This is a genomic window from Cyanobium sp. NIVA-CYA 375 (assembly GCF_056108345.1).
On sequence record NZ_JBSYHW010000005.1, the window covers coordinates 18,485 to 41,891 of the forward strand.

Sequence of the window (23,407 nt, forward strand, 5' to 3'; positions counted from 1 at the left end):
TGTTGTGGCCGCCGACGTGGGGCCGGCGGTGCTCCAGACGACACCCCAGCGCCCTTCAACACTCCTTAATCCAATCCTTCTAAATTGATTTGACTTAAACAGAATCCAATGTCCATTGCCGGGCCCCGGCCCACCCCATCCGATCCGGAAGCCATGACCGACGGCATGATCTCGCCGATGGAGCCCCATTCCGCCTACCGCGGTTCTGACTGGACCCCCCAGCGTTTGATGTTCCACCAAAACCTCGAGTCATTCGCCGAGAGGGTCGGACTGGTGGTGGGCCTGCAAAGCAATGGCAAGGTGAGTCAGGAGCAGGCCTACGCCGAGATCCGCCGCATCTGGAAAGACCTAAAGGATAGTAAGGGTACCTTACTAAAGTCACAAAACGATAGCTAAGCAACGATCGGCTGCTCATCAAAACCTATCATGAGACTTGACGGAAAAACTGGCTGTTTTGTAGTGTTAGCTGATCTATTTCGCCCAGCTTGGATTCTGTAGCCCAATTCCCTCTGGTATTCCACGACCAGCAAGCAGTGGTGGATACCGATCCCCAAGCCCTGGCGACCAAGCTGGCCCAGCACTTTCCTGTAAAGGATTTTGCCCCTCGCAACCCCCTGCTCAACCCGTTTCGGCACCGGGCGAGCACTGCCGTGGCGGGAGACCTGACCCTCACTTCTGGATATACAAGCCCTATTCATGGCTGCATCGGTGAAAACACCGGCGTAGGCGCAATCAACATTTGCTATCAAGGGGAGTCGGCCTACGAAGCGGACGGGCACACCTTCCACATTCATGCTGAAGCACCCCTCTACTTCAACCCAGGCTTTTCCTACACCTACGCCACGGGGCACTACAACGGGCTGGTGTTGCACGTAGACCTACAGCGGCTGCAGGACACCGCCGCTGCCATCGGCGGGATGGGGCTCTCCAGTCGACGCTTTGCGCCAGATTTGCAGCGTCCCAAGGTGCTCTCAATGACTGAGGGCCGGCAGGCAGCACTGCTGCACACCATGCGCCGGGCCTTTGCACTGCTGGATGCGCCGGAGCTGCAAGGCCGGGGCGATCTGGAGATGCTGAAGATCGACGACCTCATCTATCGCGTCCTATCCCTAGCCCTCTGCCCCCGACTCGAGAGGCAGGAGCAGCGGGGCCGCCGGCAGAGCGTGGGACTTTCTAGGGAGCTGATCTTCGAGGAGCTGCTGGAGTGGATTGGAGCCAATCTGCAATCACCAATCAACCTCACGGAACTCGAGCTGCGCAGCGGCTATTCCAGGCGCAATCTGCAACTTGCCTTCAGCAAGCGCTTTGGTTGCGGCCCGATCCAGTGGATCCGCCGCCAGCGGCTTGGACTGGCCCGGCACCACCTGCTCAACCCCTCACCTAGCGACAGCGTTGCCGGCATCTCCTCAAAACTCGGCTTTGGCAACCTCTCCGCCTTCAGCCGCGACTTCCACAACGTTTACGGCATTCGCCCTTCAGAAGTATTGCGTGAGGGGCCGCGACTACACGGCTAAAACAAAGTTCAGACCGGCTGGGTAAACTCCCGCTTGAGCAGTGCATAGAGATAGTCGGGATCTTTATATCGATTTGGCAAGCAATTGTGTAGCAATTTAAGCCTGTCCCAAGCCACGGTGCGCTGAATGGTTTCAATCGAACGCCCTTGCCGGATCAAGATTCTCAAGGCCTTGCAGCAACCCGGATAGCCAGCCTCAAGCTTGCCGATCGAGGGTTTTGGGGCTTCGCTCATGCCCTAATACTAGTCAATCCACTCTGCGCTCGGGGCGAAACTCGCTCTGCCATCCCAGACAGCCCTTGCTGAAAAGAACGGAGTAGCTGTCGGGCCAACTGCTGCAACGGATGGCCCCCCGGTCCAGCCGAGTGGAAACACTTCTGCTCGCGCAATTTGCTTTTAGAAAGCATAGTCACCTCAGGCTCTACCTGAGAAGCAAGGGCAGGCCTTGTTACGTCAAAAAGCAGCAAACAACCATCGCGGGGGAGCTGCCACTGAGCGAGCGACCTGGGACACCGTTAATTAATCCATTAGAAGCGATAGACCCGCACGCGGCGGCGTGAGCAGCTTGGCCAGCTCCGGACGAACTTGCCGCCCCACCTGCAGCAGTCGCTCGCGCCGCTCCGGCAGCAGATCCGCCAACAGAAGCGCCGCCGAGGCATACCAGGTGGCATGGCCACTGGGGAACGAGAAGCCGGCCTCTAGCGGTAAACAAGGCTGCAGCTCTGGGTGGCTCACAAAAGGACGGGGCCTGGCGAGCTCATCTTTGAGTACGTCCTTAACACCGTCTATTCGTTTAAAAAAGGAAGACAGCCCCTGAAACAGGGTTGGAGCCGACTTGGAGAGATCGGAACCGATAGCCGCATCAAAACTGCTCAGATTGCGATAAAGAAACCTCCAGGTGTAAACCACTGACTCGGGAGTGCGGTTGCGTTGGTTCCAGCGCAGAATTGCCAGGTCGTCGGATGCAGCTGGACTGCCAATCGCTGGTGGCTTACCAATCACGGTGCGATAGCGTTCAGTCTCAAGTTTTATGCTGGCCGCCGGATCAACCAAGTGAGCCAAAGCGATCATGCCGGGGTGAAAGAATAAACTTATCACCTAAATGGTGAGCAGCATCCGGGTTTGCATGGGCGTGCGTTGAGGACTACATAGAAGAAGTGCCAAGCTGGCAAGTTTTATGTTTGAACAACTTGCTACCCCAACTGGCACTCAGACAATCACTTCTTGACCCCGGGGATAAGGTGCCGCTCATGTTGGGCGCCGGTGAGCATCCGATTCCAATAAAGCCCCGGTAACACTTTGCGCTTGATCCACCACATGCTCCAGCGCTCCTTGGTGGGATTGAGCGGGAAGGAGGGAACCGGCTCCTGCTTATAGTTGAATTCGGCCATGATCGTTTTGCCGAAGCCTGTGATCAGCGGGCAGCAGCTATAGCCGTCGTAGGCGGCTTCCAGAGGCAAGCCATCCAAATGGGCCAGCAAGTTGGCCACTAGCACGGGCGCTTGGCCGCGAACGGCAGCAGCGGTTTTGGAGTTGGGCATGCCGCTCACATCGCCCAGCGAAAACACATTGGGGAAGCGGCTGTGCTGAAGATTGAACTGATCCACCTCCACATATCCGGCACCGTTTGCCAGGGAGCTGGTTGCCACCACCTCAGGCGGCCCCATCGGCGGTGTCACGTGCAGCAAGTCGTAGGGAATCACTTCCTCGCGGCTGGTCTCCCCCTCGCTAACGATGAACACCGCTTCTTGCTTCTCGACTCGCACTGCGGTAAGCACGTGGCTGTAGCGAGCGTCGATGCCCTTGCGCTTCACCACCTCCCGCAGCGGCTCCGCATACACCGGAACCCCAAAGATGCCCGGGGTAGCGGTGGCATAAATCACGTTGGCTTTGAGACGCTTCTGCTTGAACACATCGGCGGCCAGATAGGCGATCTTCTGGGGCGCACCGGGGCACTTGATCGGCATTGGCGCGCAGGTAAACAAGGCGTTACCGCCCTTAAAGGCTTGAATTGCCTCCCAGGTGTAAGGCGCAAAGTCCTTGCTGTAGTTGCTGCACAGGCCGCGCTTCCCCAGGGCGCCTGGCAACCCCTCGATCTTGTCCCAGCGCAACGTCAGGCCGGTGGCCACAATCAACACGTCGTAGCTAAGCGTTGCGCCCGTGCTGGTGGTGACGGTATTGCGATCCGGATCAAAGCTGGCAGCCTTCTCCTGGATCCAGTGAACCCCCGAGGGGATCAGGTCGCGCTCGGGGCGACGGGTTTCCTCCAGGCTGAACACACCAGCCCCCACCAAGGTCCAGCCTGGCTGGTAATAATGCTCAGCCGAGGGCTCCAGGATCGCCACCTCCAGGCTGTTGCGAGCCCGCTTGAGCTGGGCGGCAACGGTGATGCCAGCGGCACCGCCGCCAACTATCAGGATCTGGTGATGGGCCATGGGGAAAGAAAGCGGGCAACCACCGCTCGTCGTTCAGATTTAGGAGGTCAAGCGGCAGCCGGCACCCGATTGCAGTGAATCTTTCAGGCCTGGCACGGTACTAATCAGGTGAGTCACCAACCCATGCAGCAGCAACCCCAGCAGCTGAGCCTGCGTCAACCCGATGACTGGCATGTGCATCTGCGGGATGGCTCCATGCTCCAGGCCGTTGCCCTGGCTACGGCCCGCCAATTCGCCCGGGCGATCGTGATGCCAAATCTCAGCCCGCCTATCACCACTGCGGCGGCCGCTGAGGCCTATCGCCGCCGCATCCGCGAAGCCTTGCCCGACGGCAGTCGCTTCGAACCACTGCTGACGGCATACCTCACCGATGCCATTGATCCCGCCGAGATCGAACGGGGCTTCAACTCGGGGGCCTGGGTGGCCTGCAAGCTCTACCCGGCCAATGCCACCACCAATTCCGCCGCCGGCGTCAGCTCAATCGAGGCGCTCACGCCCGTGTTCGACACCCTCGAGCGCATCGGCATGCCCCTGCTGATCCACGGCGAGGTAACCAGCGCCGATATCGACATTTTTGATCGGGAAGCGGTATTCATCGAGCGCCACCTGGAGCCCCTACTGGGGCGCCACCCCGACCTGAAGGTGGTGCTGGAGCACATCACCACCATCGATGCGGTTGATTTTGTGCGCAGCGGCCCGGCCAACCTGGCGGCCACGATCACACCCCACCACCTGCACATCAACCGCAACGCCATGTTTGCCGGCGGCCTGCGGCCCGACCTCTACTGCCTGCCGGTGGCCAAGCGGGAACTGCACCGCATCGCCCTGCGGGGCGCCGCCACCTCCGGCAACCCAAAGTTTTTTCTTGGCACCGATTCCGCGCCCCACGCCCGCACTGCCAAGGAAGCGGCCTGCGGCTGCGCTGGCATTTTCAATGCCCCATTTGCGTTGGAGAGCTACGCGGCGGTTTTTGAGCAGGAGAGTGCCCTGGAGAGGCTGGAGGCCTTCGCCTCGGAGTTTGGGCCCCGGTTTTACGGGCTACCGCTCAACGAGGCCACGGTCACCCTGGAGCGGCAGCCCCTGGAGGTGCCCAGCCGGCTCCACCTCAATGATGCGGCCGGCACCGCCGTCGAACTGGTGCCCTTCCATGCTGGAGAAACCCTGCCCTGGCGGCTAGGGCAGCCCTGAGCCACCGAGGTGATAGCAGGCCCGCCCCAGGTGCTGGCTCACCCGCCGCAGCCAGCGAATCGCCTCCAGCCGGGCCGTGCCGGCATCGACATCGAGCTCGCCCCTGGCCACCGCAGCCAGCACCTCCTGGCGGTATGACCCGTCGCGGCGTTGTAAGGCCTGGGCACAGGCACTAACCAGGGCGCTGGCTTGAGCCCAGCGGCCCTGCTGCACCAGCCCGGGCAGCTGCTCAAGAGCGGCCAGGAGCTTCTGGCGCTCGCTAGCCAAACTCGAGCTGGTGGCTGCGGTGCGCAGCCGGTCCTGCTCCTCTTCACAACGCTCATGTAAACGCTGCAGATGATCAAGACCATGCAGCAGGTGGAGCAGGGCCTCCCTTACCGCTTCATCGCTGCCCGGACGCGGCCCCGGCGCTAGATGGATCTGATCGAGATAAAGCTGGAGTCGATCTAAATCGGCCTGCAGCACAGCCAAGCGCTGAGCGCCTGAGGCGGGCCTGCCGTTGCCCCTAGCCAGCCCATCGCTCAGCAACTGGAGCATTTCCAGCAGACACGCCTGCAGGGACTGGCGGGCCAGGCCGATGGCGGTAGCGAGATCGGCCGGGGGCGTGTCAGCCAGATCATCGATCAGGCGTCCCTCCCCCGGCCGCACCACCCGCCGAATCAGGGCGGCAAATGGCGCGGTGAACGGCAGCACAAGCAGCACACCAAGCAGGTTGAAACCGGTGTGGAAAGCGGTGAGAGCAAATTCAGGGTCCTGCTGGCTCAGGGCTGGCCAACCCAGCCGTAGCAGCGCCAGGTAGGCCGGCAGCAGCAGGAAGGCCCCGATCGCGGTGAGGAGGTTGAAGATCACATGAGCCGCCGCGGTGCGGCGGGCGCTGAGGCTGGCGCCAAGCGAGGCCATCACGGCGGTGACGGTAGTTCCCACATCCATGCCGATCACCAAGGCACAGGCCTGGGGCAGGCCGATCACCCCGCTCGCCAAGGCCGCCAGGGTGGTGGCCACCCCCGCCCCCGAAGATTGGGTGATCACCGTGCTGAGCAGACCGAGCAGCAGCAACTGCAGCCGCCCCCCCGGCAGGGATGCATCAAAGCGGGCCGGATCAAGCAGCAACCCCTGACCAGCCAGCGCCTCCTGCAGCGCGTCGATACCCAAAAACAGCAGCGCTAGCCCAGCCAAGGCCTGACCCAGCAGCGCCTGGCGGCCGCGGCCCAGCAGCCGCAGGCCAGCCCCCACCAGCAGCAGCGGCAGCATCACCCCGGCCAGCTCAAACTTGATGCCGAAAAGGGCCACCAGCCAGCCCAGGCCCGTGCTGCCCACGTTGGCGCCGAAGATGATCCCGAGGGAAGACTGGAAACTGAGCAGCCCAGCGCTGACAAACCCCACCGTGGCCACGGTGGTGGCGGTTGAAGATTGCACTAGGGCCGTACCGATCGCCCCAGCGGCGGCACCGCTCCAGGGGGATCGGGTGAAGCGCAGCAAGGCCTGACGCAAGCTGTTGCCCGCCAAGCTGCGCAAGGCCTCGGTCATCAGGCCCATACCCAGCAAAAACAGTCCCAGACCGCCGGCAGCGTTGAACAGGGAACTGCCGGAGAGCGTCATGGGGGTGTCATGGGCGCCAGCGGCTACATGCGCCAGGGACTGGCATCTATGGCGGCTCTAACGCAGCCTTGCCAGGCTATGCCCGATACCGGCCTGCACCCGATCGCATGACCCACGCCCTGGTGGTGAACACGGGCAGCTCCAGCGTCAAGCTGGCCCTCTGCGATCCGAGCGGCCGACGGCTCTGGCAAGAGCAGCGCAGCTGGGGGCTTCCCCAGGCCGATTCGGGCGGCCAGCAGCTGGCTGAACTCTTGGAGCAGTGGCTCTCCCCCCTGCTCGCGGCCCTTGAGCCCCTACCACAGCTTGTAATTCACCGGATCGTGCACGGTGGTGCCCGCTTCAGCGCTCCCACCCTGCTGAGCCCGCAGGTGCTGGCGGAGCTGGCAAACCTGGTGCCCCTAGCCCCGCTGCACAACGGCCCAGCGCTGGAGGCCATCACCTGGCTGCAAAGCCAGCTGGAGGGTCAACTGGAGGGCAGCTCCATCCAGCAGTGGGCCTGCTTCGACACCGCCTTCCACGCCAGCCTCAGCGAAGCTGCCTCCACCTACGCCATACCGGCGCCGTGGCGCCAGCAGGGCCTGCGCCGCTTTGGCTTCCACGGCCTCAACCACCAGCACGTGGGCGAAACGGTGGCGGCCCGTGAGCCAGACATACGCCGCCTGATCAGCTGCCAGCTCGGCGCCGGCTGCTCCCTCTGCGCGATCGAAATCGATCCCCAGGGCCAGCCGCGCAGCGTCGACACCACAATGGGTTTCACGCCGCTGGAGGGGCTGGTGATGGCCAGCCGCAGCGGCAGCGTGGATCCAGGACTACTGCTGCACCTGCTGCGCCAGGGAATGGGCGTCTCCGAACTGGATACGGCACTAAATCGCCAAAGCGGCCTGCTGGGGCTATCCGAGCTCAGCGGAAACATGCGGGAGCTGCGCCTACAGGCTGGCGAGGGCCACCGCGGCGCCCAGCTGGCAATCGCGGTGTTCCGCCACCGGCTGCTGCAAGGAATTGGGGCGATGGCAGCCAGCCTTGGAGGAGTGGAGGCCATCGCCCTCAGCGGCGGCATCGGCGAACACGACGACGCCCTCGCCACCGAACTGGAGCAGGCCCTGGCCTGGTTGCCGGGGCTGCGCTGGCTGCGGGTGGCCGCCGATGAGGAAGGGTTGATGGTGCGGCTGATTGCAAAGAGCTGTGTCACCAGCCGGCGGACAGGCCAACGGCTGGCTTAACAACGAGCCCAAACAGCCTGCGGGCGATGGGCTTCTTCGTAAAACTCACCGACGCCATCGCCGACCGCCAGTCGCTGCTGGTTACCGGGCTTGATCCCAACCCGGAGATGCTGCAGAGCTGGGCAGCGCGGCGGGGCCTGGCGGGCCGCTCCTTCCTCAGCCAGGCCCGCCACTGGATCAAGGCGGTGATCGAGGCCACAGGGCCCCATGTGTGCGCCTACAAGCCCAGCCTTGGTTTTTATCAGGCCCTCGGGCCGGTGGGACTGGAGCTGCTGCTGGAGGTGCGCGACCTGGTGCCCCGCGATCTCCCCCTGATTATCGACGCCAAACACGGCGATCTCAACTCCTCCTCGGCCCTGGCCCACTACCTGTTTAAAGATCTGGGCGCCGATGCGGTGACCCTCTCCCCCCTGGCTGGCCAGGACATCGCTGCCCCCTTCCTGCTCTATCCAGACAAGGCCGTGGTGATGACCTGCCACAGCTCGAACCAGGCGGCGCGCCAGATCCAGCACTACCCGAATGAGGAGACACCGCTCTACCTGCAGATTGTGCGCGAGACCCAGCTGTGGGCCACCCCCGACCAGCTGCTGCTGGAGGTGGGCACCAGTGATCCGCAAATCCTGGCGCGGGTGCGGGCCGAAGCGCCCGAGCGCTTCTTGATCCTGCGCAGCCTCTGGGGGGAAGAGGAAAAGCTCGACGCCATGCTGCAGGCCGGCCTGGGGGCCGCCGCCGATGGGCTGCTGCTGCCCCTACCTCAAAACCTGCTGGTAGAAGACGACATGGCCAGCCGAGCCGAGGCGCTCAAACAGCAGATCACGGCTAAGCGGCACCAGTGGCTGGAAAATCACGACAAGGGCAACCCAGATACCTGTGCCCTGTGGCTACCTGAGCAGCAACCAAGCGCCGATCCACTCGAAAGCTTAATTGTTGATCTCTTCGACATCGGCTGCCTGCTATTTGGCGAATACGTACAAGCCTCGGGCGCGGTCTTCAACTACTACGTCGATCTGCGCCAGATAATCTCCGACCCAAACCTGTTCCACCGGGTGCTCCACGCCTATGCCGGCAAGTTGCAGGGCCTCGAATTTGACCGCATCGCCGGCATCCCCTACGGCTCCCTGCCCACCGCCACTGGGCTTTCGCTGCAACTGCACAAGCCGCTCATCTACCCCCGCAAGGAGGTGAAGGCCCATGGCGCCCGGCGCCTGATCGAGGGCGATTTCGAGGAGGGCGACCGGGTGGTGGTGGTAGACGACATCTTGATCACCGGCGGCAGCGTCCTGGAGGGCATCGGCAAGCTGGAGAGCTCGGGCCTGAGGGTGCAGGACGTGGTGGTGTTCATCGACCATGGCGGCGACCATGACCGCCGCGCCCGGGAGCGGCTGGCGGCGGCCGGCTACAGCTGCCATTCCGTGCTGGACATTGCCCAGATCACCGCTGTGCTGCAGCGGGCCGGCCGGCTCAGCGATGCCCAGGCGGCGAGCCTCGGCTCGGCCCATGCCGACTCAGCCCAGCCGTGATCGCGACCCTCTTGGCTCAGCCAGCCCTCTTTGCTCAAGCACCAGGTCTTAATGGGGTGCCCTTGGAAGGTCAGCTTATGCGGGGCTGAAAACGGATATCAAAACTATCCGGGGCTTTTTGGAATATGGCCTGGCCCTGGCGGTAGGCGGTGTGGTTATGTGGCCAATTTGTGATTAATGAGCTGGCCCACGACAAATCCCAGCTACTGATCGTGGCCATGTCTATTGCCTTTGTAGATTATGGCTGTAGCTACTTCCTAGGCGGATCCGGATTGATTTCGGTGTACATCACTGGAATGATGATGACCAACATGGTCTACCGCCAAGCCGATATCAACCATGAATCCATTCAAGAGGTGCTGCTGCCCTTCAACACCATGGCTGAGAGCGGCGGTGTTGATGCTGGTGGTGCGACCAATCAGAGTCTTGGTGTTCCAACCGCTCTCCCCCTTCCGCTGGCAAGACAGCGTGCTGGTGTCTTGGTGTGGCCTTAGGGGGGCAGTGCCACTGGCCCTCTGTTACAGCGCGTTCGATCAAATCAGTCACCTACGCGGTGTCGACCCAGGCTCCGTCGTTGCCCTAGCCCACAACGCCCAAAGCGTCCTATTCATTGTGGTGCTGATCAACCTGCTAGCCCAAGGCCTCACCCTGCCGCGGCTCTGCCGCCGGCTCAACCTGATTTCGGCGCCACCTGAAGCCGTAGGGTTGTAGTTGCGTCTTTGCAACTCCTGGACGCCCACCCGTGCGATGAGCAGCAGTCAGGGACTCACCATCGGGGAACTCGAGGCCAATTATTCGCTCTATTGCAAGGCCCTGCGGCTGCTCCTAAAGGAGGGAAAGACCGTAGCCGCCATTCAGCGCACCGTCTGCTGGAGCCGTTTGGAGCAACTGCATATCTGCCTGCCTAGTCGCTATAAAGCGCCTGACTATCTATGCGTTGTGCTGAAACGCGATCTCGGCTGATCCTTAATCCCGGCCCGAGCAGAGCAACGCAAAGGCTCCCATGAAATCGATCTCAGATCCCTTTCTGCGCCGGCCCGTACTCACCTTGGTGGTGAGCCTGCTGGTGCTGTTAGTAGGGCTGGTGTGTTTACCGCTGCTGCAGGTGGAAAACCTGCCGCCGATTGCTCCCAACCGGGTCACGGTGCGGGCCACCTACCCAGGCGCCGGCCCTGAGGTGGTAGAGCAGGGGGTCACCGCCCTGCTGGAGCAACAGCTCAACGGCCTCGAGCGGCTCGACAGTATCCGCTCCACCAGCTCCGCCAACGGCAGCTCCATCACCCTGGGATTTGAGGGCGGCGACCCCGAGCTCAACCAGATCAACACCCAGAACGAAGTGGCGGTGGTAACTCGCCAGCTGCCGGCACCAGTGGCGCGCTTCGGGGTGCAGGTGCGGCGCAGCTCCGACGACCTGCTGATGATTCTGAGCTTCAGTGCCGATCCCAAGCTCTATGGCGACACCTTTTTGAGCGGCTGGCTCTATCAGGTGGTGAAAGAGAAGCTGCAGCGGGTGCCTGGGGTGGGCAATGTCACCCTTTCAGGTGGCAACAGCCTGGCCTTCAGGCTCTGGCTCAACCCGGCCCAACTCGAGGAGCGCGGCCTCACCATTACCGAGGTGCGCACAGCCCTGCAGCAGCAAAACGTGCTGGCGGCCTTGGGCCAAACGGGTGAAGCCCCCAGCCCCAGTGGACAGGAGCTCACCCTGCCGTTGCGCATGGAAGGTCGCCTGCGCAGTCCAGCGGAATTTGAGCAGCTGGTGGTGGCCCGCAGCACTAATGGCGGCGTGACCCTGCTGCGGGATGTGGGCCGGGTGAGCCTGGGCAGCGAGACCTACGACACGATCGCCACCAACCTGCAGGGCAGACCAGCGGTAGCCGTGCTGATCAACCAGCGCGACGGCAGCAACGCCATCGCCGTAAGCGAAGCGGTGAATGCAGCCCTCGATGAGCTTGCACCCGAATTTCCGCCCGGGGTAGATCAGCAGCTGATTGTTGATGAGGCCGACTTTGTGCGCGGCAGCATCCAGGGCACCCTCAACAGCCTGCGCGATGCGGTGTTGCTGGTGTTCTTGGTGCTACTGCTAGGCCTTGGCAACAGCCGCCTGGCCCTGATCACAGCTGCCGCAGTGCCAGTGGCCCTGATCGGCTCGTTGAGCGTGCTGAAGCTTGCCGGCCAATCGCTCAACACCCTCACCCTGTTTGGCTTGGTGCTGGCCTCTGGACTGGTGGTGGACGATGCAATCGTGGTGAGCGAGGACATTGGCCGCCGGCTGCAGGCTGGTAAGCCGCCCTTGCTAGCTGCCCGCGAAGCCATGGCCGAGCTGGGCGGGGCCGTGGTAGCCACCTCCCTAGCCCTGGTGGTGGTGTTTATTCCGGTGCTGGGCCTGGGGGGCAGCTTGGGCCGGCTGTATGCGCCGATCGCGATCACGATCAGCGGTGCCATCGCCTTCTCCACCCTGAATGCTCTGAGCTTTACGCCGGTGGCCAGCAGTCGCCTCCTCAATCCCGAGCGACGCGAACCGACCTGGCTGCTGCGTTGGATCGACCCGCCACGGCGCTGGCTCGAAGGGTTGGAGGTGCCCTACGGCCGCTGGCTGGCCTGGACTATGGAGCGGCGGCGGCTGGTGGTTTCCCTGCTGCTGGCCGGCCTGCTGCTCACAGGATTTGGCCTGCAAGCCCTACCGAAAGCCTTCATCCCCCAGGAGGACAACGGTCAGCTGCGCGGGGTTGTGATATTGGCCGATGGCCTCGGATTGCAGCAGACCCAACGGGTGCTGGAGCAGGTACGCCAGGTGGTGGCCGAAGAGCCGCTGATAACTCGGGCCAACTTTTATGCAGGCCGCTCCTTTGGAGACAGCAGCCCCAACAAGGGCATCTTCTTCATGCGTTTGGCGCCGATCGAGCAGCGCCGCAGCGCCGAGGCAGCTACGCGGGCCGTAGTGCAGCGACTCAATGGCGAGTTGCGCCGCCGCGTCTCCGGTGCAGTGGTGCAGCTCAGCGAGGCCCCCTCTGTGCGCGGTTTTAGTGCCGAAGGCGGGCTCGAGCTCGAACTACTGGACAACAGCAACGGTCAACTCAGCCTCTCTGACTTCGAGCAGCAAGCCCAGGTCTTTATCCGGGCCGCCCAAGCCACCAATCGCTTTGAACGGGTTTCAACCCGCTTCACCGCCGGTGCCCCCCTGGTGCAGCTTGTGCCAGATCGGCTGCAGATGGCCTCCCTCGGGGTGGATCTCAGCACCGTGGTTGACACCCTCGGGGCCAGCTTCGGCAGCGACTATGTCAATGACAGCTTTGAGAGCGACCAGGTGCGCAAGGTGATTGTGCAACTCGACGGCGCCTCGCGCCGCAGCGCCGATGATGTGCTCTCCCTACAGGTAAAGACCCGCGACGGCCAGCTGATCCCCCTGGCCCAATTGGTGCGGATCGAACAAGGCACAGGCCCAACCTCGATCAACCACACCCGGCTGGTGCGTTCGATCAGCATCCGGGCCCTGCCCCGCTCTGGCGTGAGCAGTGGCCAAGCCATGGCCAGCCTGATGGAAGTGCAGCGGCAGCTGGGCGGCAGCACCGAATTGGAATGGGCCGGCCTGGCTCGGGAAGAGTCGCGCGCCGGTGGCGGCAACGTGAGGGTGTTTGCTCTGGCGATCCTGGTGATGGTGCTGGTGCTCGCAGCCCTCTACGACAACTTTGCCGACCCCTTCATCATCCTGGTGACCGTGCCCCTTGCCATGCTTGGGGCCATCGGCGGCCTGATGCTGCGGGGCCTGCCCCTGGACGTTTATGGCCAGATGGGCTTGCTGGTGATGGTGAGCCTGGCTGCCAAGAACGGCATCTTGATCGTGGAGTTTGCCAACCAGCGCATGGCAGAAGGACTGGATCTAGACACGGCGATCAGGGGCGCCGCCATCGCACGCCTACGCCCGATTCTGCTTACGGCCATTTCCTCACTGGCGGGCTTCGTGCCCCTGCTGCTGGCCAGTGGCTTCGGCTCAGGCAGCAGGGTGAGTATCGGCACGGTGGTGTTTTCGGGGCTACTGGTGGCCACCGTCCTCAGCCTGTTCGCGGTGCCGGTGGTTTACCGAATCGTTAAGGGCTGGGAGCGGGGCGCCCCTAAGGCTGCTGGCGTGGGGTAGATCCCCCATCCATCAATCGAAGCCGAGCAGGTCGAAGATCTCCCGATCCTTGAGGGATTCGGCCTCCAAGGGCTCGACGTCATCGAGCATCCGGCGGGCCAGCTTGAGGTATTCCTCCTGCACCGCGACCACTTCCGGCGTGCTTTCCATCTCAAAGATGGTGCACTTCTTGAGGCGGGATTTACGAATCGCGTCCACGGTCTTGAAATGGGCCATGGTGCGCAGACCCGTACGGGCATTGAACTTGTCGATTTCGTCGGTCTCCTCAGAGCGGTTGGCGATCACACCACCGAGACGCACCTTGTAGTTCTTGGCCTTGGCATTGATGGCCTGCATGATCCGGTTCATCGCGAAGATCGAATCGAAATCATTGGCAGTAACGATCAGGCAGTAGTGGGCGTGCTGAAGCGGTGCGGCAAAGCCACCACACACCACATCTCCCAACACATCAAAGATCACCACATCGGTTTCTTCGAGCAGGTGGTGCTCCTTGAGCAGTTTCACCGTCTGACCAGTGACATAGCCACCGCAACCAGTACCCGCCGGCGGACCACCAGACTCCACACACATCACACCGTTGTAACCCTCAAACACGAAGTCTTCGGGCCGCAACTCTTCAGTATGAAAATCAACCGTTTCGAGAATATCGATCACGGTGGGCACCATCCTCTTGGTGAGGGTGAAAGTGCTGTCGTGCTTGGGATCGCAACCGATCTGCAGCACCCGCTTACCCAGCTTGGAGAAGGCGGCCGACAGGTTGGAAGAGGTGGTGGACTTGCCGATCCCACCTTTGCCATAAACCGCCAGCACTAAGGCACCCTCCTCAATCGCCATAGTGGGATCAAGGTGTACCTGCACGCTGCCCTCGCCATCGGGCTTGGAAGTGGCTGGCGGATTGAGTGTTGTGGTCATTGAAGTTGGGGAAACAGAAAAGATCGGAACTTAAACTCTTAGCTAAACAATTAAGGAGCGTCTGGGTCACCCCCGCAGCGCGGGCCAGCTATTGCCATCCAATTCATCATGGAGCGAAATGGGCCTTGGCCTCATAAAGGGCTTCGCTGTCGATCAGAGCTAGGCCCTGCTCGCGGGCGTAGGCCTCCGTGTTTTTACGCACCTTGCCCCGCACAAAGAAGGGGATCTTGGCCAGCTCAGCTTCACCATCAGGGCTCCAAACGATCACCCCATCGCCGGGAATGCTGGCTGGCGCAGTGTCATTAGCTGGTGTCTCGGGGTGCTTGGCGGGGGCACTGGCACCCTCCAAGTGGCTGAGGTGCCCATCCACGAATTCAAAATCGTGGCGGAACATGCCGATCAGGTGCTCCTCCAGACCCATCATCAGCGGATGCACCCAGCTATCGAAGATCACGTTTGCCCCCTCCCAACCCATCTGGGGCGAGGTGCGCGCTGGCACATCCTGAACATGCAGCGGTGAGCTGATCACTGCGCAGGGGATGCCGAGGCGCTTGGCGCTGTGGCGCTCCATCTGGGTGCCGAGCACAAGCTCCGGGGCCGCCTCCGCCATCGCCGCCTCCACGGCCAGGTAGTCGTCTGAGATCAACGCTTCCAGCCCCAGCTCCTGCGCGGCCGCCCGCACCTCCCGTGCCTGCTCGCGGCTGTAGCTCCCCAGGCCGACCACCTTGAAGCCCAGCTCGCGGCTGGCGATGCGGGCTGCAGCGATGGCGTGGGTGGCATCGCCAAAAATGAACACCCGCTTACCGGTGAGGTAGGTGGAGTCCACCGAGCGCGAATACCAAGGCAGCCGCGAGCGCTGTTCAGCCGCGCAGGTGCCGTCGGCTGCAGTTTCAAGCTCAGCGGGCAGCTCCAAACCCAGCACCCCGTGCAGCTCCCGCAAAAAGGCGGCCGTAGCGCCAATGCCGATCGGCACGGTTTTCACCGTCTGCATGCCGAAGCTGCGCTCCAGCCAGCTGCATACCGGGCCCGCCAGCTCGGGATAGAGGCTCACATTGGCGTCAGCCGTGGGGATCCGCATCAGGTCGGCCGGACGGGCCCCCAGGGGCGCCACCACCGCCACATCAATGCCGTAGCCAGCCAGCAACTGGCTGATCTCGCCCACATCGTCGCGGCAGCGGAAACCCAGCAGGCTTGGTCCCAGCAGATTCACCCGGGGCCGCCGGCCCTCGGCACGCCAGCGAGTCGGATCGGGCTTGGGCTCGCCGGGCGGCGGCACCTGGGCCTTGAGCAGGCCTCGCACCAGTTGATAGAGGGTTTCAGCGCCGCCCCAGTTCTCCTTTTTGGAGTAGGCCGGCAGGTCCAGGCTCACCACCGGGATGCCGCCCAGGTCCATGGTCGCCGCCAGGGAGCCAGGCTGGTCCTGGATCAGCTCGGCGGTGCAGCTCTCGCCCACCAGCAGCGCCTCGGGCTGGAAGCGCTCCACGGCTGCAGCGATCGAACGCTTCACCAGCTCGGCGGTGTCGCCACCCAGGTCGCGGGCCTGGAAGGTGGTGTAGGTAACGGGCGGGCGCCGGTCGCGCCGTTCAATCATCGTGAACAGCAGATCGGCATAGGTGTCGCCCTGGGGGGCGTGCAGTACGTAGTGCACCCCCTCCATCGAGGCGGCTATGCGCATGGCACCCACGTGGGGGGGGCCTTCGTAGGTCCAGAGGGTGAGTTCCATGACTGATTAATGGGACGGGTGGTCAGGAAAAGGAGAGTGCGGCGCGGCGGCGCAGGGAGCGGGCAAACAATTCGGCCAGCTCGCCAGCCTGGTCGCAACCGTGGATGGGGCTGAACACCAGCTCAATCGACCATTTTGTAGCGATGCCCTCGGCCTCCAGGGGATTGGCCAGGCCGAGGCCACACACCACAAGATCAGGCCGCTCGGCGCGGACCCGCTCCAGCTGGCGTTCTACGTCTTGCCCCTCGCTAATGCGCGTGCCAGGTGGCAACAGGGCCAGCTCCGCATCGAGCAGCTGGCGATCGAGGTAGGGCGTGCCCACCTCGACCAGCTCCATGCCGCACTCGCGCTGCAGGAACCTCGCCAAGGAGAGCTCCAGCTGGGAATCGGGCAGCAGAAAAAGCCGCTTACCGGCCAGTAGCTCCCGGTGGGGAGCTATGGCCCGCTGGCCCCGCTCCACCAAGGGATCGAGCACCTCGGCAACCAGGGACGGCGCTACCCCGAAGGCAGCGGCGCCCGCAGCCATCCAGGCCCGACTGCCCTCCACCCCAAACGGATAGGGAGCCGTAAGCAGCTGGCCGCCGCGGCTCACCAGGGCCCGCGCCGTGGCCGAGAGGAAGGGCTGGGCCAGCAGCACCCGGGTGCCGGGACCAATGGGGGGCAGCTCGGTGGAGCGCCGCGGCGGCAGGCTCGTGACCACCGGAATACCCAGGCGACCAAACAGCTGCACCAGCCGGTCTTCCACCGCATCGGCCAAGGTGCCGACGATCAACAGCTGGTCGATCTCGCTGCTGGGCATCAGGGGAACCATCGCCAGCAGGGCCTGGTCTTCTCCCTGGGTGAAGGTGGTTTCGATGCCGCTGCCGCTGTAGTTCAGCACCATCACCCGGCCGGTTAGCTGGGTATTGAGCCGCTCGGCAGCCTTAGCCAGATCCAGCTTGATCACCTCGCTGGGGCAGGAGCCCACCAGAAACAGGGTGCGGATTTCGGGGCGCCGCTCCAGCAGATCCTTCACCAGCCGGTCGAGCTCATCATTGGCATCGGCCAAGCCGGCCAGATCCCGCTCCCCCAGAATTGCAGTGCCGAAGCGGGGTTCGGCAAAGATCATCACGCCGGCGGCGCTCTGAACCAGGTGGGCGCAGGTGCGGGAGCCCACCACTAGAAAAAAGGCATCCGGCATGCGCCGGTGCAGCCAGACAATCGAGGTGAGCCCGCAGAACACCTCCCGCTGGCCACTTTCCTTGAGCAGCTGTAGGGGCGGCTGCTCTGCCAAACCAGTTGTCATGTCACCAATCACCGAAGACGCGCCCATCCAGGCGACCCCTGCGGAAAGAACCTTTAATGGTTAACGGAGCTGGCAGGCCATCTGTCGACAACGACTACAAATGTTCGGGATCAGCCCACAGGCCGTAACTTATTGGAGTCAGTAATCTGGCTTCAGAGATCTGGCGCTTCAGGTCCAGATCCCAATGGCAAAGCCTTTCTGGTTCATTCGGCCAAGACGACCACCCTCCATGCGAGCACGCAAGCCTTGGAGGGCACCCCTGGCTCTGGCCTTGCTGGTGAATGCCGGTGCCATCGGTTATCACTTTAGTGAGGGCTGGGATTGGGGCGATTGCTACTGGATGGTGCTGATCACCCTCAGCACCCTGGGATTTAGCGATGGTCACACCCAGATCCTGAGCGCGAGTGGGCGGGTGGTCACCACCCTGCTGATCCTGGGTGGCCTAGTGGTGGTTCAGATCAGTATTCAAGGGGTGCTGGGACTGTCTGAGTCCGGGTACTTCCGGCGCATGCGCGAGCGCCGATTCCGCAGTTGGCTATCCACCATGCATAACCATGTGATTCTTTGCGGCTATGGCCGCATTGGCCGCGAGATCGCCGAACAACTTGCCAGGGAAAACGTTCCCCTGCTGGTGGTGGAGATGGACGTGGAGCGCCGCGAGGCAGCAGAGGAGCGAGGGCTGGCCGTGCTGATGGCCGACGCCACCCTCGATGAAACCCTTCTGGAGGCAGGCATCCACCGCTGCCGTGCCCTCGTGGCGGCCCTACCCAACAACGCATCCAACCTCTACGTGGTGCTGAGCGCCCGGGGTATGGCGCCCAACTGCCGGCTCATAGCCCGTTCCGACAGTGAGGAAGCGGAACGCAAGCTGCGCCTAGCCGGCGCCGATCAAGTGGTGAGCCCTTATGTGAGCGGGGGGCGCACCATGGCCGCCACCGCCCTACGGCCCCTGGCGGTGACCTTCATGGATCTTTTGGCTGGCTCTGGCTGCGAGGTGGAGGAATTTCTGCTCAGCAGCGACCCAGCCGACCTTGGCAGCCTCAATGGCGCATCCCTGGCGGAGCTCCAGCTCGGCTCGCGCTCTGGGGCCCTAGTGCTGGCGATCGTGCCCCCCAAGCCTGCAGGCAGCGATGTCCCGAGGCAATACCGGGGATCCCAATACTCCCCACAGCGACCGGAATTGCTGGCAAATCCCGGTAGCGACACTCGCCTGGCCCCGGGCCAGATGCTGGTGGTGATGGGCAGCCAAGAGCAGCTGGACCTATTCACCCGGCTGCTTGGCACTGCCCTTAAAAGTGTGGACGTGATGGCCACCTGAAACAGGAGCAACTAGTGGAGCTCAGTCGTCATAGACAAGGCAATTGACATCGGATGGATTGAGATCACAGAACACTTCAAACGGTGTTGGGGCTTCAGTTTCCTCCGGATGGCGCACCTGAAACTCCTGCAGCTCCTTGATCTGCTCATCAATTTTGCGGGCAACGGCCTTATCTCCTCGCTCCGTAGCCTCCGCCAGGGCTGAGCGATAGGAAACCAACTGGTCAGCGATGCTCGACATGGCTCTGGCTCCCCGGAAGGAGTTGTAAACGCACGGCTGAAAATTTAGTCCCGGTAATTGCCTTCGTGGTTGCCCCATCGGCCAACGGCAACAGAATAGGCAATACGTGTCAGTTTCCACACTGAAGCCGCAACCCTCGCCAAGGTGTGGCGAATTACAGAGACTCCGATGGCAGACGCTCCATACATGGTGGCCCTGGCCTTGGTGGAACTTGATGGCAAGCGGGCCCTGCCCCTGACCGGCAAATCCCAGCGAGATGACAGTCCCGGCAAACCCGGCGATGACGGCCGCACCCTGGCTTTGGAACTGCTGCTGCGGCTGTGGCAACGCAGTGATGAGGGTCCTCTGCAGCGTGCCGCAGCTGCAGACAGCCTATTGCTGCTGGAAATGCCGCTCGAGGTAATGAGCGAGCGCTTGCCGGTGCTTAAGGCCAACTGGATCGCTGGTGGCTCCACCGAAGAGTTGCTAGCCAGCTTGAAGCAACTAGCCCCGCGCCGCTGGCGGATCAGCATCGTCAAATACCAGCCCGCCACCTTCACGCCCTGGCCCTAAGCAGGCGCGACTGCGCTCAGAGGCGCTGGGCGCGGGACCAGGAAGCTGGGGAAAATGCGTGGCCCTGCTCCAGGGCAATCGCCACGACCGCATCGACACTGCCTGCTGCATCCACCCGAGCCCTTAAGGCGGTGTCAGCGTCCACCTTGACCATGAAGGCTGTGAGTTGGGCTTTCGACATGGCGCTACAAGGCTTGGAACCAACCACTCCTAGCCGGGGTTGGCGGATCTGGCATCGCCACGGTCTCAATGAGGGCGTTGGACGGGGTGCTTAGCAGGGGGTGAGCTTGGCGGCGCTGTAAGGTAAAAAGTGATTCAAAGATTTCTCTCTAGCGAGCTGACCACTTTCTGTTGGGCCGTCGAAGGATCAATTCATAGTTTCTGAGTTCATGACCATTTACGTCGGCAATCTTTCCTTCGATGCAGAAGCGGAAGATGTCCAGCATCTGTTCAGCCAGTACGGACAGGTGAGCAAGTGCAGCCTCCCCCTCGACCGCGACACCGGCCGCAAGCGCGGTTTCGCCTTTGTCGAAATGGCCAATGAGGCCGAAGAGACCAAGGCCATCGAAGACCTTCAGGACGTCGAGTGGATGGGTCGCGCCATCCGCGTCAACAAAGCTGAGCCCCGCGGCAGCGGCGGCGGCGGCGGTGGTGGTGGTGGCGGTGGCGGCGGTCGCCGCGACTTCGGCGGTGGTGGCGGCTACAACGGTGGCGGCTACGGCGGTGGCGGCAGCAGCCGCTACTGAGCTCCGTTTACCAATTCACATTTCAGGATTACTGCGGTGATTCTTGCGCCGCTCCTCCGGGGGCGGCTTTTTTTATGGGGGACCAGCCGGCTCCCTAGCCTGGATTGATGGCAAGCGCTCCCCCCCTAGTGCTGGTGCACGGTCTATGGGACACGCCGCACCTGTTCGACCGCCTCAAACTCCAGCTAGCCGACCGGCGATCTCCGCTGCTGATCCCCTACCTACCCAGCGGATATGGTGCCGTCCCGATCCTGCGGTTGGCTGAGCGGCTAGGCAGCCACATCGAGGCAGCCTTTGGCCCCCATACCCAAATCGACCTGCTGGGTTTCTCAATGGGCGGCGTGATAGGCCGCTCCTGGATCCAACTGCAGGGCGGCCATTTGCGCACCCGCCGCTTCATCAGCGTCGGCAGCCCCCAACAGGGCACCCTCACGGCCCAGCCGTGGCCGAGCTGGCTGCTGGCTGGCATCGCCGACATGAAGTGGGGCAGCCCCTTACTGCGCCAACTCAACAGGGATCTCGAGGGGCTAGGCCAAGTGGAGTGCTGCAGCTTCTACTGCGCAGCCGACCTGATGGTGCTGCCTGGCTGGCGCGCCGTATTGCCGCTGGGTCCGCGGCAGCAGTTACCCGTGCGCACCCACAAGCAGCTAATGCAACATCCGGCGGCACTGGAGCCTCTGGTGAACGAATTACTGCGCCCCTGAACTGGACCCAAACCATGGCCCTACCCACCCCAGAGCCCCTGGCCATATCCCTGCTGGTGCGCTGGCTGCTGGGCTGGTGGCTGTGCCTGCCGACACCGGCCCTGCCGGATCTAACGCCAAGCGGTCAGCCCCGAGTGTCGGTACTGATCCCCGCCCGCAACGAGGCACTCAGCCTGCCCCGACTACTGGAGGCCCTGGCTCAGCAGAGCCTGCGGCCCCTGGAGGTGATCGTGATCGACGACCATTCCAGCGACGCCACAGCCTCCCACGCCGCAGCCGCCGGCGTCACGGTGTTGGCCTCTGAACCGCTACCCCCCGGCTGGTGCGGTAAAACCTGGGCTTTACAACAAGGCGCCACTGCGAGCTCTGGGGACCTACTGGTGTTTCTTGATGCCGACACCGAACCAAATTCCTGCTTCCTGGCCAGGCTGATCGCCAACCAGCAGCAGCAGGGCGGTTTGGTGTCGGTGCAGCCTTTCCACCGCACCGAAAAGCCCTACGAGCAGCTCTCGGTGCTGTTCAACTTGGTGGGATTAATGGCCGTGCCCCTGGGGGCAAAGGTGGGCGTGGCCTTTGGCCCAGCGATGGTCACGAGCCGCGGCGACTACAACCTCATCGGCGGCCACGCCTCGGTAGCAGACAAGGTGGTCGAAGACTGGTTTTTGGCTCACCGCTACGAAGCAGCTGGCCTGCCGGTGAGCGCCTACTTAGGCCGCGGCAGCCTCTCCTATCGCATGTATCCCGGCGGCTTAAGCGACATGGTGGTGGGTTTTGACAAAAACTTCGCCACAGCCGCCGGTGAAGTGCACTGGCACTGGATGCTGGGAGTGCTGCTATGGCTCTCGGGCCTGTTCTGGGCCGCCTGGTGTCTGCCCGCCTCCCTGCTGCACTGGCCAATGGTGGGCGATTCCGCCACGGCACCAAACCTGGTGCTCTACGGCGGTTATGCCCTGCAGCTACTGATGCTCACTCGCCGCATCGGTAGCTTTGGCTGGATCAATTTGGTTTTTCCGATACCAGTGCTGTTTTTTCTGGGGGTGTTCCTGCTGGCGATCTTCAACCTGGAGCGGGGATCGATTAGCTGGAAAGGCCGCCAAGTCCCCACCCGATAGCCCGCCACAGCGCGAGGTCCTCGGCTCGTCAATTTCTCTGAAACTCTGAAGGGTTTCGCGATTCCGGGCAATTGGATCCAGAATCTGGTCATGGCTGATCCAAAAGCTTCGGGTCGTTATCGCGTACGCGCCGCAGTGGAGCGCGAACAAAGCGTGCCGCTTCAGGTGCAGGCGGCACGCTTTAACACCAGAGATGACGCAGAAACCTTTGCCCACCTAGTCGCCCAAGATCGGCTACAAAATGTCGTTGTCGAAAAGCTGGCCCCCGGTGGTTGCTGGCTGCAATTAAGCCTGGTGGCCTGCGCTTTTTGAGCTGTCAGCCCGTCGAGCAAGCAGGGCGTGATTGCTTGGGATCCTGAGATCCCAGGCCAAGCCGCAACGCTCCAGCAGACGGATAAAGCGGAAGGTGGGATCTGGCAACAATTGCACTCGTCCCTGCCGCAGGGTTATGCCCTGACGCACCGAAGCTTGGAATGCGTGGTGGAGGTTGTGCCAACCCTCACCCAGGGTGATCACGGCCACAAAAAGGTTGTTGCGACTGGCATCTCCCGTTGCAAAGGGCTGACTGCCGTATAGGTGGGCCAGGGAATTCACACTGGCTACCCCGTGATAAAGCACTGTGGTGCTTAGGCAGAAAGCTGCCAGCCAGGGCAGTCCGCCCAGTTGCCAAGACAACCCGGCCAGCAGCAGCACGGGCACAAAATGCAGCCGATCGATCAGGCGCAGCACCGGATCCGCCTCCACATCTGCGGGCAAGGTGGTGGGGAAGAAGCTTGATGACAGCAACCAACCAGCCTGGGAGCGCCACAGGCCACGCCATCCAGCTGAAGGAGCAAGCGGTGTGTGGGGATCAGCGCAAGTGTCAACATGGCGGTGATGGGTTTGGTGGTGAGCCTTCCACCAACTGGGGCCCATCTGGCCCGCCGAAGCGCCCACAAAGGCACCGATCCAAGCGACAGGCCGGGGGGCTTTGTAGCTGGCGTGGGTGATCAGGCGGTGATAGATGGCCGTGGTGGCCAGCATGCGCACTAGGTAAAGGCCCAGAGCCCAGAGGGCCGCATCGATGCTGAGGCCAGTCCAAAGCAGCAGCAGGCAGCCAAGGTGGGCAGCAATGGTCAGAATGGGCCCGAGGGAGTACAGAAGACGACGTAAACGGGGCACTAAGCCCACTCCCAGCTTGCCCTTGAGCCTAGAGGCAGAACGCTGCA

25 protein-coding genes are annotated in these 23,407 nt (G+C 62.8%); 15 read left to right on the forward strand and 10 right to left on the reverse strand.

Annotated elements, in window-relative coordinates:
• Nucleotides 1-108: 108 nt before the first annotated feature.
• A complete protein-coding gene (locus AC01FP_RS02585; RefSeq protein ID WP_474477815.1) occupies nucleotides 109-396 on the forward strand; it encodes a DUF7219 family protein in 288 nt (95 codons plus the stop codon).
• An 89-nt stretch (nucleotides 397-485) separates the two neighbouring features.
• Nucleotides 486-1,514: an AraC family transcriptional regulator gene (locus AC01FP_RS02590; protein ID WP_474477818.1), complete on the forward strand. Its 1,029-nt coding sequence runs from the start codon at nucleotides 486-488 to the stop codon at nucleotides 1,512-1,514.
• A gap of 8 nt (nucleotides 1,515-1,522) precedes the next feature.
• Here the strand turns inward: AC01FP_RS02590 and AC01FP_RS02595 are convergent, their stop codons facing one another.
• From AC01FP_RS02595 to AC01FP_RS02605, 3 genes are all read right to left on the reverse strand, one after another.
• Nucleotides 1,523-1,747 carry a DUF3136 domain-containing protein gene (locus AC01FP_RS02595; RefSeq protein ID WP_474477820.1) on the reverse strand — a complete coding sequence of 75 codons (225 nt, stop codon included), beginning with the start codon at nucleotides 1,745-1,747 and terminating at the stop codon, nucleotides 1,523-1,525.
• A 285-nt stretch (nucleotides 1,748-2,032) separates the two neighbouring features.
• The gene (locus tag AC01FP_RS02600) at nucleotides 2,033-2,584 is read right to left on the reverse strand and encodes a phosphatase PAP2 family protein (protein WP_474477823.1); all 552 of its coding nucleotides are present in this window, start codon (nucleotides 2,582-2,584) and stop codon (nucleotides 2,033-2,035) included.
• 146 nt (nucleotides 2,585-2,730) lie between these two features.
• Nucleotides 2,731-3,948 carry an NAD(P)/FAD-dependent oxidoreductase gene (locus tag AC01FP_RS02605; RefSeq protein ID WP_474477825.1) on the reverse strand — a complete coding sequence of 406 codons (1,218 nt, stop codon included), beginning with the start codon at nucleotides 3,946-3,948 and terminating at the stop codon, nucleotides 2,731-2,733.
• A gap of 123 nt (nucleotides 3,949-4,071) precedes the next feature.
• On the opposite strand from AC01FP_RS02605, the gene pyrC reads away from it, so the two are divergent.
• Complete coding sequence (gene pyrC, locus AC01FP_RS02610) at nucleotides 4,072-5,136, forward strand: dihydroorotase (protein WP_474477827.1); 1,065 nt, start codon at nucleotides 4,072-4,074, stop codon at nucleotides 5,134-5,136.
• Here the strand turns inward: pyrC and AC01FP_RS02615 are convergent.
• Entirely contained in the window at nucleotides 5,122-6,735 is a 1,614-nt protein-coding gene (locus tag AC01FP_RS02615; RefSeq protein ID WP_474477829.1) for a Na/Pi cotransporter family protein, read from the reverse strand. The two genes, pyrC and AC01FP_RS02615, sit on opposite strands and share 15 nt — an antisense overlap.
• A gap of 68 nt (nucleotides 6,736-6,803) precedes the next feature.
• On the opposite strand from AC01FP_RS02615, the gene AC01FP_RS02620 reads away from it, so the two are divergent.
• The 6 genes from AC01FP_RS02620 (at nucleotide 6,804) to AC01FP_RS02645 (ending at nucleotide 13,607) form a co-directional block, all read left to right on the forward strand.
• A complete protein-coding gene (locus tag AC01FP_RS02620; RefSeq protein ID WP_474477831.1) occupies nucleotides 6,804-7,955 on the forward strand; it encodes an acetate/propionate family kinase in 1,152 nt (383 codons plus the stop codon).
• A 26-nt stretch (nucleotides 7,956-7,981) separates the two neighbouring features.
• A complete protein-coding gene (locus tag AC01FP_RS02625; protein WP_474477833.1) occupies nucleotides 7,982-9,475 on the forward strand; it encodes a bifunctional orotidine-5'-phosphate decarboxylase/orotate phosphoribosyltransferase in 1,494 nt (497 codons plus the stop codon).
• A gap of 170 nt (nucleotides 9,476-9,645) precedes the next feature.
• Nucleotides 9,646-9,969 carry a hypothetical protein gene (locus tag AC01FP_RS02630; protein ID WP_474477994.1) on the forward strand — a complete coding sequence of 108 codons (324 nt, stop codon included), beginning with the start codon at nucleotides 9,646-9,648 and terminating at the stop codon, nucleotides 9,967-9,969.
• Nucleotides 9,875-10,186, forward strand: coding sequence for a cation:proton antiporter domain-containing protein (locus tag AC01FP_RS02635; RefSeq protein ID WP_474477984.1), 312 nt, complete (start codon nucleotides 9,875-9,877; stop codon nucleotides 10,184-10,186). Before AC01FP_RS02630 ends, AC01FP_RS02635 begins: the two co-directional genes overlap by 95 nt.
• Before the next feature lie 36 nt (nucleotides 10,187-10,222).
• Nucleotides 10,223-10,438 (forward strand): DUF3136 domain-containing protein, encoded by a 216-nt coding sequence (locus tag AC01FP_RS02640; protein WP_094561403.1) that lies wholly within the window; start codon nucleotides 10,223-10,225, stop codon nucleotides 10,436-10,438.
• Between the two features lie 40 nt (nucleotides 10,439-10,478).
• Nucleotides 10,479-13,607: an efflux RND transporter permease subunit gene (locus AC01FP_RS02645; RefSeq protein WP_474477836.1), complete on the forward strand. Its 3,129-nt coding sequence runs from the start codon at nucleotides 10,479-10,481 to the stop codon at nucleotides 13,605-13,607.
• 12 nt (nucleotides 13,608-13,619) lie between these two features.
• Here AC01FP_RS02645 and bchL read toward each other — a convergent pair whose 3' ends face one another.
• The 3 genes from bchL to AC01FP_RS02660 all read right to left on the reverse strand — a co-directional run bounded on the left by bchL (nucleotide 13,620) and on the right by AC01FP_RS02660 (nucleotide 17,527).
• Entirely contained in the window at nucleotides 13,620-14,519 is a 900-nt protein-coding gene (gene bchL, locus AC01FP_RS02650) for a ferredoxin:protochlorophyllide reductase (ATP-dependent) iron-sulfur ATP-binding protein (RefSeq protein WP_322765358.1), read from the reverse strand.
• Nucleotides 14,520-14,625: 106 nt separating this feature from the next.
• Nucleotides 14,626-16,242 (reverse strand): ferredoxin:protochlorophyllide reductase (ATP-dependent) subunit B, encoded by a 1,617-nt coding sequence (locus AC01FP_RS02655; protein ID WP_474477839.1) that lies wholly within the window; start codon nucleotides 16,240-16,242, stop codon nucleotides 14,626-14,628.
• Nucleotides 16,243-16,264: 22 nt separating this feature from the next.
• Nucleotides 16,265-17,527 carry a ferredoxin:protochlorophyllide reductase (ATP-dependent) subunit N gene (locus tag AC01FP_RS02660; protein ID WP_474477842.1) on the reverse strand — a complete coding sequence of 421 codons (1,263 nt, stop codon included), beginning with the start codon at nucleotides 17,525-17,527 and terminating at the stop codon, nucleotides 16,265-16,267.
• A 229-nt stretch (nucleotides 17,528-17,756) separates the two neighbouring features.
• Between AC01FP_RS02660 and AC01FP_RS02665 the strand changes: the two genes are divergently transcribed.
• Entirely contained in the window at nucleotides 17,757-18,845 is a 1,089-nt protein-coding gene (locus AC01FP_RS02665) for a potassium channel family protein (protein ID WP_474477845.1), read from the forward strand.
• 21 nt (nucleotides 18,846-18,866) lie between these two features.
• On the opposite strand, the gene AC01FP_RS02670 is transcribed toward AC01FP_RS02665, so the two are convergent.
• Complete coding sequence (locus tag AC01FP_RS02670) at nucleotides 18,867-19,085, reverse strand: CP12 domain-containing protein (protein WP_474477848.1); 219 nt, start codon at nucleotides 19,083-19,085, stop codon at nucleotides 18,867-18,869.
• Nucleotides 19,086-19,253: 168 nt separating this feature from the next.
• Between AC01FP_RS02670 and AC01FP_RS02675 the strand changes: the two genes are divergently transcribed.
• Nucleotides 19,254-19,637, forward strand: a complete 384-nt coding sequence (locus AC01FP_RS02675; protein WP_474477851.1) for a hypothetical protein — start codon at nucleotides 19,254-19,256, stop codon at nucleotides 19,635-19,637.
• Nucleotides 19,638-19,653: 16 nt separating this feature from the next.
• Here AC01FP_RS02675 and AC01FP_RS02680 read toward each other — a convergent pair whose 3' ends face one another.
• Entirely contained in the window at nucleotides 19,654-19,818 is a 165-nt protein-coding gene (locus tag AC01FP_RS02680; RefSeq protein ID WP_322765352.1) for a Nif11-like leader peptide family natural product precursor, read from the reverse strand.
• 208 nt (nucleotides 19,819-20,026) lie between these two features.
• On the opposite strand from AC01FP_RS02680, the gene AC01FP_RS02685 reads away from it, so the two are divergent.
• The 4 genes from AC01FP_RS02685 (at nucleotide 20,027) to AC01FP_RS02700 (ending at nucleotide 22,511) form a co-directional block, all read left to right on the forward strand.
• Nucleotides 20,027-20,383 (forward strand): RNA recognition motif domain-containing protein, encoded by a 357-nt coding sequence (locus tag AC01FP_RS02685; protein ID WP_474477853.1) that lies wholly within the window; start codon nucleotides 20,027-20,029, stop codon nucleotides 20,381-20,383.
• 107 nt (nucleotides 20,384-20,490) lie between these two features.
• Complete coding sequence (locus AC01FP_RS02690; RefSeq protein WP_474477856.1) at nucleotides 20,491-21,087, forward strand: esterase/lipase family protein; 597 nt, start codon at nucleotides 20,491-20,493, stop codon at nucleotides 21,085-21,087.
• 14 nt (nucleotides 21,088-21,101) lie between these two features.
• Nucleotides 21,102-22,199, forward strand: a complete 1,098-nt coding sequence (locus tag AC01FP_RS02695) for a glycosyltransferase family 2 protein (protein ID WP_474477859.1) — start codon at nucleotides 21,102-21,104, stop codon at nucleotides 22,197-22,199.
• Nucleotides 22,200-22,289: 90 nt separating this feature from the next.
• Nucleotides 22,290-22,511 (forward strand): hypothetical protein, encoded by a 222-nt coding sequence (locus tag AC01FP_RS02700; protein ID WP_474477861.1) that lies wholly within the window; start codon nucleotides 22,290-22,292, stop codon nucleotides 22,509-22,511.
• Here the strand turns inward: AC01FP_RS02700 and AC01FP_RS02705 are convergent.
• Complete coding sequence (locus AC01FP_RS02705) at nucleotides 22,485-23,369, reverse strand: acyl-CoA desaturase (protein WP_474477864.1); 885 nt, start codon at nucleotides 23,367-23,369, stop codon at nucleotides 22,485-22,487. The genes AC01FP_RS02700 and AC01FP_RS02705 overlap by 27 nt on opposite strands.
• Nucleotides 23,370-23,407: the final 38 nt, after the last annotated feature.

Excerpts from the sequence above, each read along its gene's own strand:
- AC01FP_RS02585 (WP_474477815.1), top strand. The coding sequence starts at position 109 with ATGTCCATTGCCGGGCCCCGGCCCACCCCATCCGATCCGGAAGCCATG.
- AC01FP_RS02595 (WP_474477820.1), bottom strand. The coding sequence starts at position 1,747 with ATGAGCGAAGCCCCAAAACCCTCGATCGGCAAGCTTGAGGCTGGCTAT.
- AC01FP_RS02600 (WP_474477823.1), bottom strand. The coding sequence starts at position 2,584 with ATGATCGCTTTGGCTCACTTGGTTGATCCGGCGGCCAGCATAAAACTT.
- AC01FP_RS02605 (WP_474477825.1), bottom strand. The coding sequence starts at position 3,948 with ATGGCCCATCACCAGATCCTGATAGTTGGCGGCGGTGCCGCTGGCATC.
- pyrC (WP_474477827.1), top strand. The coding sequence starts at position 4,072 with ATGCAGCAGCAACCCCAGCAGCTGAGCCTGCGTCAACCCGATGACTGG.
- AC01FP_RS02615 (WP_474477829.1), bottom strand. The coding sequence starts at position 6,735 with ATGACGCTCTCCGGCAGTTCCCTGTTCAACGCTGCCGGCGGTCTGGGA.
- AC01FP_RS02625 (WP_474477833.1), top strand. The coding sequence starts at position 7,982 with ATGGGCTTCTTCGTAAAACTCACCGACGCCATCGCCGACCGCCAGTCG.
- AC01FP_RS02635 (WP_474477984.1), top strand. The coding sequence starts at position 9,875 with ATGCTGGTGGTGCGACCAATCAGAGTCTTGGTGTTCCAACCGCTCTCC.
- AC01FP_RS02640 (WP_094561403.1), top strand. The coding sequence starts at position 10,223 with ATGAGCAGCAGTCAGGGACTCACCATCGGGGAACTCGAGGCCAATTAT.
- AC01FP_RS02645 (WP_474477836.1), top strand. The coding sequence starts at position 10,479 with ATGAAATCGATCTCAGATCCCTTTCTGCGCCGGCCCGTACTCACCTTG.
- bchL (WP_322765358.1), bottom strand. The coding sequence starts at position 14,519 with ATGACCACAACACTCAATCCGCCAGCCACTTCCAAGCCCGATGGCGAG.
- AC01FP_RS02655 (WP_474477839.1), bottom strand. The coding sequence starts at position 16,242 with ATGGAACTCACCCTCTGGACCTACGAAGGCCCCCCCCACGTGGGTGCC.
- AC01FP_RS02660 (WP_474477842.1), bottom strand. The coding sequence starts at position 17,527 with ATGACAACTGGTTTGGCAGAGCAGCCGCCCCTACAGCTGCTCAAGGAA.
- AC01FP_RS02665 (WP_474477845.1), top strand. The coding sequence starts at position 17,757 with ATGCGAGCACGCAAGCCTTGGAGGGCACCCCTGGCTCTGGCCTTGCTG.
- AC01FP_RS02670 (WP_474477848.1), bottom strand. The coding sequence starts at position 19,085 with ATGTCGAGCATCGCTGACCAGTTGGTTTCCTATCGCTCAGCCCTGGCG.
- AC01FP_RS02675 (WP_474477851.1), top strand. The coding sequence starts at position 19,254 with ATGGCAGACGCTCCATACATGGTGGCCCTGGCCTTGGTGGAACTTGAT.
- AC01FP_RS02680 (WP_322765352.1), bottom strand. The coding sequence starts at position 19,818 with ATGTCGAAAGCCCAACTCACAGCCTTCATGGTCAAGGTGGACGCTGAC.
- AC01FP_RS02685 (WP_474477853.1), top strand. The coding sequence starts at position 20,027 with ATGACCATTTACGTCGGCAATCTTTCCTTCGATGCAGAAGCGGAAGAT.
- AC01FP_RS02690 (WP_474477856.1), top strand. The coding sequence starts at position 20,491 with ATGGCAAGCGCTCCCCCCCTAGTGCTGGTGCACGGTCTATGGGACACG.
- AC01FP_RS02695 (WP_474477859.1), top strand. The coding sequence starts at position 21,102 with ATGGCCCTACCCACCCCAGAGCCCCTGGCCATATCCCTGCTGGTGCGC.
- AC01FP_RS02700 (WP_474477861.1), top strand. The coding sequence starts at position 22,290 with ATGGCTGATCCAAAAGCTTCGGGTCGTTATCGCGTACGCGCCGCAGTG.